Annotated in this window: 12 protein-coding genes; 6 read left to right on the forward strand and 6 right to left on the reverse strand. The window is 61.4% G+C overall.

Translation table 11 applies throughout. The features are described from left to right. The coding region (locus tag DWV32_RS04220; RefSeq protein ID WP_233504079.1) for an arginine deiminase family protein at positions 1–268 on the reverse strand (268 nt) is incomplete at its 3' end. 555 nt (positions 269–823) lie between these two features. Between DWV32_RS04220 and ppk1 the strand changes: the two genes are divergently transcribed. From ppk1 to DWV32_RS10520, 3 genes are all read left to right on the forward strand, one after another. Further along, the gene (ppk1, locus tag DWV32_RS04225) at positions 824–3,277 is read left to right on the forward strand and encodes a polyphosphate kinase 1 (RefSeq protein ID WP_233540399.1); all 2,454 of its coding nucleotides are present in this window, start codon (positions 824–826) and stop codon (positions 3,275–3,277) included. An 85-nt stretch (positions 3,278–3,362) separates the two neighbouring features. Then, a complete protein-coding gene (rlmD, locus tag DWV32_RS04230) occupies positions 3,363–4,691 on the forward strand; it encodes a 23S rRNA (uracil(1939)-C(5))-methyltransferase RlmD (protein WP_117757322.1) in 1,329 nt (442 codons plus the stop codon). 175 nt (positions 4,692–4,866) lie between these two features. Next, a complete protein-coding gene (locus DWV32_RS10520; RefSeq protein ID WP_199576987.1) occupies positions 4,867–5,145 on the forward strand; it encodes an IS3 family transposase in 279 nt (92 codons plus the stop codon). A 175-nt stretch (positions 5,146–5,320) separates the two neighbouring features. Here DWV32_RS10520 and DWV32_RS04240 read toward each other — a convergent pair whose 3' ends face one another. From DWV32_RS04240 to DWV32_RS04250, 3 genes are all read right to left on the reverse strand, one after another. Continuing rightward, entirely contained in the window at positions 5,321–6,769 is a 1,449-nt protein-coding gene (locus DWV32_RS04240; protein WP_117757323.1) for a PTS transporter subunit EIIC, read from the reverse strand. 31 nt (positions 6,770–6,800) lie between these two features. Beyond that, positions 6,801–8,231 (reverse strand): 6-phospho-beta-glucosidase, encoded by a 1,431-nt coding sequence (locus DWV32_RS04245; RefSeq protein WP_117757324.1) that lies wholly within the window; start codon positions 8,229–8,231, stop codon positions 6,801–6,803. Between the two features lie 121 nt (positions 8,232–8,352). Continuing rightward, entirely contained in the window at positions 8,353–9,333 is a 981-nt protein-coding gene (locus DWV32_RS04250; RefSeq protein ID WP_117757325.1) for an EamA family transporter, read from the reverse strand. Between the two features lie 500 nt (positions 9,334–9,833). Here DWV32_RS04250 and DWV32_RS04255 point away from each other — a divergent pair, with 500 nt between their 5' ends. From DWV32_RS04255 to DWV32_RS04265, 3 genes are all read left to right on the forward strand, one after another. Then, positions 9,834–10,376 (forward strand): DJ-1 family glyoxalase III, encoded by a 543-nt coding sequence (locus tag DWV32_RS04255; RefSeq protein ID WP_117583934.1) that lies wholly within the window; start codon positions 9,834–9,836, stop codon positions 10,374–10,376. Then, entirely contained in the window at positions 10,373–10,954 is a 582-nt protein-coding gene (locus DWV32_RS04260; protein WP_117757326.1) for a nucleoside triphosphate pyrophosphatase, read from the forward strand. The genes DWV32_RS04255 and DWV32_RS04260 overlap by 4 nt, the downstream gene beginning before the upstream one ends. 101 nt (positions 10,955–11,055) lie before the next feature. Continuing rightward, on the forward strand, positions 11,056–12,057 hold the full coding sequence (locus DWV32_RS04265; protein WP_117757327.1) for a P1 family peptidase: 1,002 nt from the start codon (positions 11,056–11,058) through the stop codon (positions 12,055–12,057). A gap of 373 nt (positions 12,058–12,430) precedes the next feature. Here the strand turns inward: DWV32_RS04265 and DWV32_RS04270 are convergent, their stop codons facing one another. Together DWV32_RS04270 and glf are read right to left on the reverse strand one after the other, a co-directional pair. Next, positions 12,431–13,462, reverse strand: a complete 1,032-nt coding sequence (locus DWV32_RS04270) for a glycosyltransferase family 2 protein (protein ID WP_022094096.1) — start codon at positions 13,460–13,462, stop codon at positions 12,431–12,433. Further along, positions 13,455–14,657, reverse strand: coding sequence for a UDP-galactopyranose mutase (gene glf / locus DWV32_RS04275; protein ID WP_117757328.1), 1,203 nt, complete (start codon positions 14,655–14,657; stop codon positions 13,455–13,457). Before glf ends, DWV32_RS04270 begins: the two co-directional genes overlap by 8 nt. Positions 14,658–14,689: the final 32 nt, after the last annotated feature.

Genomic DNA, 14,689 nt, shown 5'->3' on the forward strand with positions numbered 1-14,689 from the left:
GGTCGGTGAACTCGGCGCGGGCGCCGGGGACCTGGTCGAACACCTCCGCGACGAGGTTCTCGAGGTAGAGGACCTCCACGCCCTGGTCCCTCAGGATCTGGGCGAAGGTGTCGTGCTCCTGCTGCGCGACCTCCAGGAACGGGACGTCGTCGAACAGGAGTCGCTCGAGCTCGTCGGGCGGCAGGTTGAGGAGCTCGTCGCCGGGACGGTGCAGGCAGACCTTCCTGAGCTTGCCGATCTCGGAAGGCACGTGCAGACCTTTCGTCATGGCCTCCTACCTTTCTTTCGGGCCTCTCGGCCGAATCTATCAGCGCCCTTCCGTAACGGGCGCTGCTTGCTGACAGCTCTAGTTATATCCAAATTCCACCCGCAATTCCACCTCACCCCCGAACGGTCAACAAAGTGCGATGAACGGTATATCGCATGTGATTCCCCCATGATGCACTTCGGCGCTCTAAAGTACCTTTTCAAAGGTAAACGCTCTTTTTCCTATAAATTATCCCCATCGCATCTATAAATCCATGATTCAGAATTGCATAGGTAAAACGGTTTTATGTATATAAATGAAGCTAGCCCACGTTTTGGACCGAATTCAATGATATTCAGCTTGCCATCATTCTTATTCACGCATCCTTATCAGTTGAGTGAGAATATAGACCGTTTTTCACAACGCGAAGGGCGTCAGCTCTATGGCTTGTCAGCGTAAGAAGTAGGTAAAGATACCGTTCACGCGATACGTCCGTGCCATAGGTCGACTAAATTGAGACAATAGTGAATAGTGTTAGGCAACCGTCCCCCACGGGGACTGAACGGACAGATGCATATGCCGAGCAAAATCGAAAAAAAGCAAGCCGCTGCAAAGCTGCGTAAGCCGCCGCGCGACTTCTCGTACACGCAGAACCGAGAGCTCAGCTGGCTGCGCTTTGACAACCGTGTGCTTGACGAAGCCTTCGACGAGACCGTTCCGCTGTTCGAGCGGCTAAAGTTCGTGTCGATTTTCGAGTCTAACCTCGATGAGTTTCTCATGGTGCGCGTGGGCGGCCTGTCCGATCTGGCAGAGCTCAAAAAACAGCCTGTCGACAACAAGAGCAATATGACCGCCTCCGAACAGGTCGATGCTGTCATGGCCGAAATGCCCGGGCTCCTTACCCGATGGGAGTCCATCTTTAAGAGCATCGAGGGCAAGCTCGACGCCCTGGGCGTTCACCGCGCTCGCATCGACTCGCTTACGCCCGAGGAACGCACCTTTGTCACCCGCTACTTCCAGGCCTACGTGTCGCCGGTCATCTCGCCGTTGGTCATTGACCCGCGCCACCCCTTCCCCAACCTGCGCAACGGCGCACTCTATCTAGCTTGCGGACTGGACGGTGTCACGGACGAGGAGAGCCTGCTGGGCCTTATCGAGATTCCCGCCTCGATGAACCGCGTGGTCGAGATCCCCTCGCCCGCCGGCACCTACTCCTACATCTTGCTCGAGGACGTCATTCTCGCCTGCCTGGACAGCTGCTTTGGCTCCTATAAGCCGCTCGACCGCGCTCTGATCCGCGTCACCCGCAATGCCGATATCGACCCGGACGGCGAGGGCGTCGAGGAGGAAGAGGATTACCGCCAGCACATGAAGCGCATCCTCAAGAAGCGTCTGCGCCTGCAACCGGTGGTGCTTGCCGTCTCCGGTTCGCTCGAGAAGGCGACGCTCAAGACCATCCGCAAAGCGCTCGAGCTTTCGCGCCGCTCGGTTTTTACCTGCGATATCCCGCTCGACCTGGGCTACGTCTTTGGCATCGAGGGCAAAATTCCCGAGCACCTGCGCAATGAGCTCCTCTTTACGCCGTTTAAGCCGCAGCCCAACCCCACCATCGACATGTCCCGCTCCATTCGCGAGCAGGTGCTGCAGGGCGACAAGTTGCTCTTTTACCCCTACGAGGCCATGAATCCGTTCCTGGACTTGGTACACGAGGCCGCATACGACCCCGAGTGCATCTCGCTGCGCATCACGCTCTACCGCGTGGCCAAGCAGAGTCGTCTGTGCGAGTCGTTGATTGACGCCGCCGAGAACGGCAAAGAGGTCACGGTGCTCATGGAGCTCCGCGCGCGCTTTGACGAGCAAAATAACATCGAGTGGGCAGAGCGTCTGGAAGAAGCGGGCTGCACCGTCATCTATGGCTCCGAGGGCTTTAAATGCCACTCAAAGATCTGCCAGCTCACCTATCGCGAGGGCATGGCGCTCACTCGACTCACGCTTTTGGGCACCGGTAACTTTAACGAGAAGACGGCCAAGCTCTACAGCGACTTTATGCTCATGACCGCCCATCCCGGCATCGGCGAAGACGCCAACCTGTTCTTCCGCAACCTGTCGCTGGGCAACCTGCGCGGCGACTACCGCTTTTTGGGCGTGGCGCCCGTCGGTCTCAAGCCGCTCATCATGCGCGGTCTGGACCGCGAGATACAACGCGCTCTCGCCGGCGAACCCGCCCGCGTGTTCTTTAAACTCAACTCGCTCACCGACCGCGAGGTCATCGACAAGATCTCCGAGGCATCGTGTGCCGGCGTGCGCGTGGACATGATCATCCGCGGCATCTCGTGCCTGAAGCCCAACATTGCGGGCAAGACCGAAAACGTGCACGTACGTTCTATCGTCGGACGTTTCTTGGAGCACGCGCGCGTCTATGCCTTCGGCGTGGACTCGGACATGATCTACCTGAGTTCTGCCGACATGATGACGCGCAACACCGAGCATCGCGTAGAAATCGCCTTCCCCGTGCTCGACCCCACCTGCCGCGCGCTGGTGCACGAGTACATGGGCGTGCAGCTGCGCGACAACGTGAAGGCACGTAGCCTGACGAGCGACGGCACCTGGGTTCCCGTAGAGCGAAAAGAGGGTGAGAAGCCCTTTAACTCGCAGGAGTTCCTGTTGGAGCGCGCTTATCGCAACGCCGAGTCCGCAGCCGTGGCTTCGGAGCCCGTCGCCAAAGCAAAACCGGAATCCGCACCTGTTCTGGGCCCCAAGCCCAAGCCCCAGGCGGACGTTCCCAAGGTCCAGAAGGTCCAGGCAACCGTCATTGAACCCGACCTGGAATCCGAACCCGAGCCTGCGCCCCAGCCCCAGCCCCAGCCTCAGCCGCAGACCGTCAAGTCCGCGCCCCATGCAAGCGCCCGCCGCGAGAAACCCGCCGGCAAGACCAAGGCCATCGAGCGCCATCGCCCCGGCCGCGTGCGTATGGGTCTGGGCCTGATCGGCTTAGGCCTTAAGACGCTCATTACCGGCAAGACGAAATAGACGTTTGTAGAAGCGCCCCGCATTTGAGGAAAGCCTCGGATGCGGGGCGCTTTTCCCTGCTACCATGGTGCGAATAACAACGCGAATGACGGGCAGGAATATGAAGCTCACCATAGAATCGATGACGTATGGCGCCGATAGTCTGGCGCACGCCGACAACGGCAAGGCCGTATTTGTGCAGGGCGCCGTGGCGGGCGATACCGTCGAGGCCGAAATCGTGCAGGACGGCAAGTCGTTCATGCGCGCCCGCACCACCGAGATTCTGGAGCCAAGCCCCGATCGAATTCAGCCTCCCTGCCCCTTCGTGGGCGTCTGCGGTGGCTGCTCGTGGGGCAATCTCTCGCGCACCGCTCAGCTTGCCGCCAAGGAGCAAAACCTGCGCTCCACGCTCGAGCGCATCGGCAAGTTCACCCCTGAGCAAGTCGACGAGCTGGTGCAGCCCATCCGCCACACCAAGGACGACTGGGGCTACCGCAATAAAATCGAGCTCGAACCGACCGTCGTCAACGGCCGCGTTCGTCTTGGCATGCACGGCGTCGATCCCAGCAAGATCGTGACCGTCGATTCGTGTCCGCTGTTCGATAAACGTTTTCCCAAGGCGCTCAAGTCGGTCGTCGGCGCGCTCAACTATCTGAGCGGCAGCCACGACCTAGGCCTGGAGCGCGTGGGCATTCGCGCCTCGCGTCGCACCAAGGCGCTCGAAATCGCGCTCTGGACGCCCACGGGCTCGTTTCCGCGCTCGCAGGTCTCGCGCGTGCTGGCAGACGCCGCACACCCCACGAGCATAGTGCGCGTTATGAGCAAGGGTGAGAAGAAGGCCCGCCGCGTCTCCAAGGTTGAGATGCTCGCCGGCGAGGGCTCCTGGACCGAGAACATCGCCGACGGCCAGATGCGCCTTTCGGCCCCGTCGTTTTTCCAGGTCAACACCAAGGGTGCCGAGATTTTGATCGAGCTTGTCATGGAGGCGCTCGACCCGCAGGAAGACGAACTTGCCGTAGACCTGTATTGCGGCGCCGGAACCTTCACCCTGCCGCTCGCCCGCCGCTGCGACTTTGTTGCCGCTGTCGAGGCCTACGGACCGGCCGTACGCGACCTGCGCCGTAACCTAGAGATCAACAAACTCGATAACGTCGACGTCATCGGCGGCGACGCGGTGCGCGAGTTCCCCGATCAGGACGCCGATGTCCTGGTAGTCGATCCGCCGCGCGCAGGCTTGGCGCCCGAGGCCATCGACCTCATCGCGAGCACGAGTGCCCGCGATGTCGCCTACGTGAGCTGCGACCCTGCCACCCTGGCGCGCGACCTTAAGCGCTTTGTCGAGGAAGGCACCTTCTCCCCCGTCAAGATCACACCGGTCGACCTGTTCCCGCAAACCTTCCACTGCGAAACCGTCGTCCACCTCAAGCGTAACTAGACCGTTTGCCCAAGACCACGCCCGATGATTTTTCTGGGACGGGGATAAAAAATTGTTCTGAATGATTATTTAATCCCCGTCCCGAAATTGAACCGCCCCCTCATTTCTTGGACATTAGAAATGGGGGGCTTCTTTATGGACGGGAAAGTCGGACACGACGCCACGCTGAGGACTCTTGCAGCAGAGTTTTGCGACAGGGGATACGGGCGCACCGAAGGCCGAAGGGCGCCCGGACCCGGCCGGGGCCGGCGGCGCGCGAGGGCGAGCTCTTGCGACGGAGCTGCTGCCCGGGCGCCTGAAGGACGAGTTCTACAGGAACCGGACGTGGCGGAGCTTCGAGGAGTTCAAGCGGGACCTCCACGCCTACACCGTTCACTTGAACAAGAGGAGGCAGGTTAAGCAAAAGGGACTGACCCCGGAGGAGTTCCGGAATCAGTCCCCATGTGCGGCATAGGCCGCTAATTGACCCGTCTAAGTTTCGGGGCGCAGTTCATTTCAGCGCCGCCCGAGAAAGCTAAACGCCTTCTGGCAGGTTGTCCCGGGCCGAGGGCGGCCACCTTGATCGCCCTCGGCCCTCACCCACCTCAACTGCTCCTCAATTACATAGAGCTGATTGAGGAGGGCGCAAGCTAGTGGGCGCCTTCCTCCTCGTCGTTGGGTCGGTAGGTGATGAACTCGATAACAAAGGCCAGGACGGCGGAAATGAGCGAGGCGATGATCGCGAAGATCATGTGGGAGATCCCGGCGCCACCAGGGGTCCCGTCGATGAAGTTGAGCAGGTTGAAGACGCCGAGGCCGCCCGAGATGTACATGAGAGCGCCAGTCATTCCCACGATAGCGCCGCCCACGGCGGAGCTCAGGCATGCCACGACGAACGCGCGCTTGTTGGGGAGGGCGATGCCGTAGATGCCCGGCTCGGTGACGCCGAAGAAGAAGGCGGAGATCATCGCGGGAAGGGCGATGCCGCGGAAGCGCTCGTCCTTGTTTCTGAGGTACATGGCAAAGATGACCGCTCCGAGTGCGAACCCGTGGCCGATGGTGGCGGCGAGCACGCTATCGTGGCCGAGGGTGTTCAGGTTCATGATGGAGATGGGGATGAGGCTCCAGTGGAAGCCGAAGATGACGAGGCACATCCACAGTCCGCCGACTAGGGCGCTGCCCAGGACGGAACCAACCACGGGGAGCTGGAAGATGAACGAGAACGCCGCGCTCAGCAGGTTGGTGATGAGGGTGGCCACCGGGCCGATGATGAGGTAGCCCAAGACGATGGAGACCGTCATCGTGGCGAGCGGGACAAGGAACATCTTGAGCGCAGCCGGCATCCAGCTCTTGAGCCAGCGCTCAAGGATAGAGCCGAACCACACCATGAGAAGGACGGGGATCACCGAGCTCACGTAGCCGGACACGGGCATGATGATGGGGAGCCCGAGGGCGGTGGCGTACCACGAGAACGTGCCGGCCACGCCGAGGTCGATGCTGCCGAGCGCCTCGCCCGAGGTCAGGGCGACCATCGTCGGGTAGAGGAGCGCCACGCCGATTGCCACGCCGGTGAACTCGTTCATGCGGAACTTGCGCGCGGCACTGAACGCCAGGGCGACGGGAAGGAAGTAGAAGAAGCCGTCAGCCACGGTGTAGAGCAGCGTGTAGAGGCCGTCGTTTGCAAAGGCCGGGACGAAGTAGGTGATGAGGGCAAGCAGTCCCTTCATGATGCCTGCGGCGGCAAGCGGTCCCAGGATGGGCTGGAAGATGCCAGAGATGAGGTCGATGATGACGGAGGCAACGGTCTTATCGCCCTGGGGCTCGTCGTCGGCGCTTGCGCCGCCCGAGAAGTTGCCGGCCTCCAGGACCGCGTCGTAGACGTCCTCGACGATGTTGCCCACGACCACCTGGCACTGGCCGTTGGCCTGGATGACCTGGATGACGCCCTTGAGGGCCTCGATCTTGGCCGTGTTGGCGCGGGACTCGTCCTTGAGTTTGAAGCGCACGCGCGTGATGCAGTGCGCGACGCTGGCGACGTTCTCGGCGCCGCCTACGTTCTCGAGTATGGATCTGGCCAGGTCGTCGTATTTTTCTGCCATTATTTTCTCCTTAGTGATATTGCCCGGGTGGTTAGCCCAGGTCGCCTCCGTTGGTGGCGATGGCCTGTTGATACCAGTAGAAGCTCTTCTTGCGCCTGCGCTCGAGCGTGCCGTTGCCCAGGTTGTCGCGGTCCACGTAGATGAAGCCGTAGCGCTTCTCCATCTCGCCGGAGCCCGCGCTCACGAGGTCGATCGGCCCCCAGGTGGTGTAGCCGAGCATCTCGACGCCGTCCTGCTCGATAGCGTCGCGCATGGCCTCGATGTGCTCGCGCAGGTAGGCGATGCGGTAGTCATCCTCGATCGTGCCGTCGGGAAGCACCTCGTCATAGGCGCCGAGGCCGTTCTCCACCACAAAGAGCGGCTTCTGGTAGCGGTCCCAGAGGTCGTTGATCGTGATGCGGAACCCCAGCGGGTCGATGACCCAGCCCCAGTCGCTCGTGCGCACGTAGGGGTTCTCTACGCCGGCGAAGGCGTTGCCCTCGGCGACGCCGCCCACGGAATCGGGGTCGCCCGCGGTACAGCGCGAGGAGTAGTAGCTAAACGAGATGAAGTCGACGGTGTTCTCCGCAAGGATGCGCTCGTCCTCGGCGGTCATGCCCACGTCGATGCCCTCGCGCTCGAGCATCTTGAGCGCGTAGCCGGGGTAGTGCCCGCGTGCCTGCACGTCCACGAAGAAGAGGTCCTCCTGGTTCTTGACCTGCGCTGCACGGACGTCCTCGGGACGACAGGAGTAGGGGTAGTAGCTTCCCGCGGCGAGCATGCAGCCAACCTTGTTCTCCGGGTCGACCTCGTGGGCGATCTTGGTGGCCCAGGCGCTCGCCACGAGCTCGTTGTGCGCGGCGCGGTACTCGGCCTCGCGGGCATTCTCCCCGGGCTCGAGGACGATGCCGGCACCCATGAAGGGACGGTGCAAGATCATGTTCATCTCGTTGAACGTGATCCACAAATGTACGAGGCCGCGGTAGCGGTTGAAGAGCACCTTCACGAGCCGCTTGTAGAGCTCGATGAGGGCGCGGTTTCGCCAGGCGCCGTACTTCTTGACGAGGTGGATGGGGCAGTCGAAGTGCGTGATGGTCACGAGGGGCTCGATCCTGTGCTCGCGGCAGCAGCGGAACACGTCCTCGTAGAAGGCGAGCCCGGCCTCGTTGGGCTCCTCCTCGTCGCCATTGGGGAAGATGCGGCTCCAGGCGATGGAGAGGCGAAAGACCTTAAAGCCCATCTCCGCGAAGAGGGCTATGTCCTCGCGGTAGTGGTGGTAGAAGTCGATGCCCGTCTGGGCCGGGTAGTAGTACCCGGGCTCAAAGTCGAGCATGCGCCTCAGGCCGCGACTTACGTCGTTGCGCTCCGACCCGTGTGGGATGACGTCGACATTGGCAAGGCCGCGGCCGCCCTCGTCATAACCTCCCTCGCATTGGTTAGCAGCGGTGGCTCCTCCCCAAAGGAACCCTTTTGGAAATGGCATGGTGCCTCCTTCTCTCTGGCGCCCCCACCTCTGCGGGGACGCTTTATAACGTCCTTGCGACCTCACGCGCCGGGCCCGTGGCCCTTTCCCTGATGCGCGCGGGCCGCCCGTGAAGGGGTGACTAGCTGACGGCTTGTCCTGCGGCGGCGCGACGTGCCTCCCGGCCTCCAAGCAGGGAGGGGACCTGTGCCAGGCACACGCCGGCGAGGATGATGGCGACGCCCAGCCACTCGACGACGCCGAGCGGCTCGCCGAGGACGATCATGGCGATGAGCAGGCCGGCGGGGAGTTCCGCGGCGGCCATGACAGTGGAGAGACCCGCGGGCAGGTGCGGAGAGCCCATGCCGAAGAGCAAGACCGGGCAGAGCATGCCAAAGAAGCCGGCGATGACGGCAAAGGGCAGGATGCCCTGGGCGAGGACGCCCGAGACGACGTAGTCCGGGCACACCGTGAGCGACATGACCACGGAGCCCGCGCACACGATGACGCCGCGCTGCTCGGACGAGCAGGGGGCCTCGACCTTGCCGGAGAGGGTGACAAAGAGGGAGCAGGACACGGCCGCCCCCAGCGCGCAGAGCAGGGCCACGGGGTCGTACCCGGTGATGCCGGTCTTGTAAACGCCGCTCGCGAACACCGTCCCGAAGACGATGGCCAGGGCGGAGGCCACTTGGAGGGGCCTCGGCGGCCGGCGCGTCATGACGGTCTGCCACACGAGCCCCAGCCACGTGAACTGGAAGAGGAGCGTGAGCGCCACCGGGGCGGGCAGCACGCTCATGGCGTAGCAGTAGAGGATTGAGGTGAGGCAGGTGAGGGCTCCCAGGCCCATGAGCTTAAGGGCGAGCTTCCAGCCCACGCGCTGCCAGCGGTGCCCGAGTGCGTGCCCTGCGAGCGTGGCGAGGGCGAAGAAGAGGCAGCCGAGCCACGCTTGGCTCGCCACCACCTGTGCCGAGGTGAAGCCCGCGGCGTAGGCGAGCTTGTAGGTCGTGGCCATCGCGCCGTAGCAGGCGCCGCCCGCAAAGACCTGGAGCGCCGCCTTGGCCTGTCCCGCGCCCGTGGCTCCCGCCCCGGCGGCCTGTTGCTTGATTGCGTTTGTTCCTGCCATTCGGCTCCCTTCCGTCTGCTGTCTTGCAGACGCACGTCTCGTGCGTCTGTTCCCTGCAGTCGGAAGGTGGGCTCGTGCGGTCTTCTGGCGGTGCATGTGGCACCTGCTGCCAAGACGAAAAAAGCCACGCAACCGACTGCTCGGTTGCGTGGCAAAAAGGTGGCTAGCGCCCAGAAAAGTCCACGCGTTTTTAGACTGGGACAAAGTACTACAACAGGTGAGATTCTGTCAAGAAAAACCGAGGAAAAAAGCGAGCCTCTGCCCGCCGTACCTGTGGCGGTCGTTCCCCGAACGGGGCGGTGCTGTTGGGGACTGTCTCGATCTGTAACAGTTGGGGCTAGTTTTGGTCGATGGATGTTACAGATTGAGATTGTTGAGGATGGGTGGGGGTAGCTAATTCGGACGGGGCTATTTTAAACATTGGGAAATCGAGCGTGGCAAGCGGAGGTCTTCGGGGTATAAGACGGCTAATTGTATGCCGTTTTTTGAAAGGAACCCTTATGCCCAGCGTTGCCGTTCTTGCCGCCGATGGCTTTGAAACGATTGAATGCCTGACCATGGTCGATGTCATGCGTCGCGGCGGCGTGCGCGCCACGCTCGTCTCGATCATGCCCACGCGCGAGGTCGTAAGCTCGCTGCAGATTCCCGTGACCTGCGATGCGCTCTTTGATGAGATCAATTTTGACGAGTACGACTGCGTCGTGCTGCCCGGCGGCCTGCCCGGTGCCACCAACCTGCGCGCCGACCAGCGCGTCTGCGACGTAGTCTGCGATTTCGCCGCGACCAAGCACGTTGCCGCCATCTGCGCCGCCCCGTTTATCCTGGGCGAGCTCGACCTGCTCGAGGGACGCCACGCCACGTGCTTCCCCGGCTTTGAGAAGAGCTTCCCCGAGGGCGCCTATACCGGCGACAAGGTCACGCACGACGGCAACATCATCACCGCCAGCGGCATGGCCCAGTCGCTCCCCTTTGCGCTTGAGCTGCTGCGCACGCTCGCCGGCGACAAGGCCGTCGAGAAGGTCGCCGAGGGCATTCAGCTGTGATTTTGGCTTCGCAATCACCGCGCCGCATCGAGTTGATGCGCGAGGCGGACTATGACATTCGCATCATTCCTGCCGATATCGACGAAACGCCGTTTGATGGCGAGACCCCGCTTACGCTCGTTGAACGCTTAGCACGCGCAAAAGCCGCCGCCGTTGCCGCCGAGCATGCCGAGCCCAATGAGCTGACGGTCGCGGCCGACACCATCGTCACCTTTGACGGCAAGATTCTGGGCAAGCCGGCAACCGAGGACGAGGCGCGCGCCATGCTCCGTGAGCTTTCGGGCCGCACGCACCAGGTTGCAACCGGCGTCTGCATCGTTAAGACAGGCGATACGGCCGCCCCGCATGCCGCCGAAAGCCTGTCCTTTGTCGATGTGACCGACGTGACGTTCTACGAGCTCAGCGACGAGCAGATCGAGCACTACGTCGCCTCGGGTGAGCCCATGGACAAGGCCGGCGCCTACGGCATTCAGGGCACAGGAGGACGCATGCTCGTGCACGATATTTCGGGCGACTTCTATAACGTGGTGGGCCTACCCATCGCCCGCGTCGCGCGCGCGATTCAAAAACTCTCGTAATTGCATCTGGCGCTGGGTATCCCCCGGCGCCTACAATTTTGGCGTACCGTACGGATCCCGACCGGGCACAAGGCGCGGCGGAAAACCGATAGGAGTTAAACATGGATACACTGCTCGAGGCCATTGACGTCTGCGACGTCAATGGCTTTTGCTATGGCAACTATACGGACGAGGAGGCCGGCACCGGTTGCACCGTAATCGTGGCACCCGAGGGCGCCACCGGCGGCGTTGACGTTCGCGGCGGTGCTCCAGCATCGCGCGAAACCGACCTGCTGCGCCCCGAGAACACCGTCGACAAGGTCCATGCCGTCTGCCTTTCGGGCGGATCGGCCTTTGGTCTGGAGGCAGCAAGCGGCGTGGCCCGCGAGCTCGAGAGCCGCGGCATCGGCCTACCCGTCGGCCCCACGCAGGTGCCTATCGTGTGCTCCAGCTGCATCTTCGATCTCGCCTTTGGCGACCCCACCGTACGCCCCGACATTGAGGCCGGCATCGCCGCCGTGCGCGAAGCACTCGACAACACCCCCACCAAGCTCGAACAGGGCAATGTAGGTGCCGGCACGGGTGCCACCGTCGGAAAGCTCATGGGGCCCACCACCTGCATGAAAGCTGGCCTTGGCGCTGCCGCCGTGGCGCTCGGTCCCGTTAAGGTAGGCGCCGTGGTTTCGGTCAACGCCTGCGGCAACGTGGTCGACCCCTTCACCGGCGAGTGGGTCGCCGGCATGCGCGCCGCCGCCGATAGCGACCAGATCGTCGACATGGAACTCGCAGCCTTTGCTGCCGCCGGATCCATGCAGATGCCGCTCGACCGCACCAACACCACCATCAGCTGCATCGTCACCAACGTGGAACTCACTAAGGCGCAAGCCACCAAGGTCTCCCAGATGGCCGCAGACGCCTACGCACACGCCATCCGTCCCACACACACCACCAACGACGGCGACACCATCTACACCCTCGCCAGCGGCAAACTGGGCACCCAGGCAAGCGCCGCCGTTCCCCTAGACCTGCTGGGCATGCTCGCAGTAAGGGTCCTACAGACCGCCATCGTAAACGGAGCAAAAAACGCCAAAACCTCCCACGGCATCCCCGGCGCCGCAAAGTAAACTAGCTCGTCCGGTTGCCCGGTGGGGCTTGGTTATGTTTGCTGCTCTACAGTCCTGGCTCGCACGAAGAGCACATTAAGTGCTCTTCGGCTCGTGCGGAACTCGCGACAAACATAACCAAGCCCCACCGGGCAACCTACTCAACCAGATCCCTTTCAGCCCAGGCCCCTGTGTACCGCGCGTCCAAGATCTTCAAATTCAGGCAGCCTGACAATCGATTCTTATAGCAAAGGCCCCTTGGCCTTTAGTTTGATACAAGTTCCGCACGAGCCGGAAAGCACTAAATGTGCTTTCCGTGCGAGCAGGACTGTTCGAAGTAGCAAACTAAAGGCCAAGGGGCCCAGTCAACCTATCAGCAGCGATTACTCAGCAGCTAGTTGAATTTGAAGATCTTTGAGGCAAGACGGTATAGGCCGAGTGTGGTTTTGTCTCCGGCCCGTCCGCGCAGGTTGGTGAAGAAGCCGACCACGCCGTAGCGGGCACGACGATACATGCGCTCGTCGTAGGCCTTCAAATCATTCCACAGCGTCTTTAGGCGCTCGTCGGCGCAATCTTCCTCGGAAAGCTTGGTGAGCACCGAGCAGATCGCCATCATCATGGTGAAGTAGCCCATCATGTACGAACGCAGGCGCGACGACTCGACATCGCTGTACAGGTGGTACGACTCCATCATGATACGCGTAACACGGAACTGTTGGTCCAGACGCTTGACCATCGTTGCCTCGTTGACGCTCTGGCCTTCGCGACCGATAAAGTAGCGGTAGAGGTCAATGTCGGCGTAGTACATGGTCTTGCAACGCGGCAGCGGTACGTAGGCGTAGATGTTGTCCACATAGAACGTGTGCGGCGGCATGGGAAGGTTGGACTCGCGCAGCACATCCGTGCGATAGCACAGGCTGTGCATGAGTAGGTTCTGGTCCAGGCGGAAATGACCGATCTGATCCCAGGAAAAGATCTTCTTGCGCGGCAGGGCAAATTTGTAACCGATAGCGGTATGCGTTCCCTCGTAAACTTTCTCGTACACGTAGTTCGAGATAAACAGGTCAACGCGCTGGTCGCGCTCCTCAAAGCCACGCAGAATCGACAGCATGGTCGAAAGGGCAGCGCCGTCAAGCCAGTCGTCCGAGTCGACAACCTTGTAGTAAGTGCCCTGCGCCTCGCGCAGGCCCGAAAGGACGGCAATACCGTGACCGCCATTCTCCTGGTGCACCGCGCGGATGATTCCAGGATAACGGGCCTCCCACTCGTCGGCCTTGGCGGCCGTCTCGTCCTTGGAGCCGTCGTCCACCACGATAATCTCGATATCGGTGGCGTAATTGCTCCCCTCCAAGATGGAGGTGATGCAATGGTCCATGTCCTTGGCGGCGTTATACGAGGGAATACCGAATGTTATGACTTTATGCATGGCAGGCGATAATCTCATCCGAAAGATCGAGGGCGGAATTGATCACGGCGTCCATATCGTAGTAACGATACTCGGCCAGACGACCCACCGGGTGGAAGTTCGTCAGGTTCTGGACGCGCTCAAGATAGCGCTCATAGAGCTCACGGTTCTCGGGCTCAAGAATGGCGTAGTACGGCGTCTCGCCCGAGCCGGGCGTATAGGCCTTGGAGTACTCCTTCATGATGGTGGTCTTGCCGGGCAGGACCTGACCGGTCATGTTCTTGAACTCGGTGATACGCGTGTAGTCTTCGCTCGTGGTGTAATTGACGGTGCCCACGGGCTGGAACTGATCCATATCGAGCGTCTCGAACTTCATATCGAGCGTGCGGTACGGCAGCGCGCCCAGGTCGAGGTTGAACAGCTCGTCGAGCGGACCGGTGTAGACGATCTCTCCACCATAGACCTTGCCGTCGATCTTGACGGTGGTCTCGTCGATTTCAAAGAGGTCACGGGCGTCTACGTCACAGAACACGTCGATCAGATCGTGATCGAGCATATGCTCGAACAGCGCGGTATAGCCGTCCTGCGGCATGCCCTGAAAAGGAGCCTGCGGGAAGTAGCGATCGTCATCGCCCACAAAGACGGGGACGCGGCCGGTGATCGAGGGGTCGATCTGGTCGGGCGTCTGGCCCCACTGCTTCATGGTGTAATGCAAAAAGACGTTCTCATAGACATAATCGGCGACCTCGGCAAGATCCGGGTCGTTCTTCTTGCGCAGCTCCATAATGGGCACCTTGACATCCTTGCCAAAGGTCTCCACGAGCTTCTGATACAGCTCCTCGCCGCGCTCGTCACCAAAGGCGAGCTTGAGACTCGCATGGTTGAAGGGCACAGGCATAAGAGTGCCGTTGATGTTGGCGAGCACCTTGTGCTGATAATCCGTCCACTTGGTAAAGCGCGACAGGAAATTGTGCACGCGCTCGTTAAAGGTGTGATAGATATGCGGACCGTACTCGTGGATCAGGATTCCGGCCTCGTCAGCGCAGTCATAGGCATTGCCCGCAATGTGGCTACGGCGCTCCAAAACGGCAACACGATAGCCGATGGTCTCGGCAAGACGGCGGGCGCAAACGGCACCGGCATATCCAGCACCGACGACAATCATGTCGTACGCGCCGGCGTTAAAGCCTTCAGGCAGGCCTGAGGTAATCTGCATCGATACTCCTTGTCAAAAGCCACACGCTTTTT

The sequence above is a fragment of the Collinsella sp. AF04-24 genome (assembly GCF_003465685.1).
Lineage (GTDB): Bacteria > Actinomycetota > Coriobacteriia > Coriobacteriales > Coriobacteriaceae > Collinsella > Collinsella aerofaciens_AP.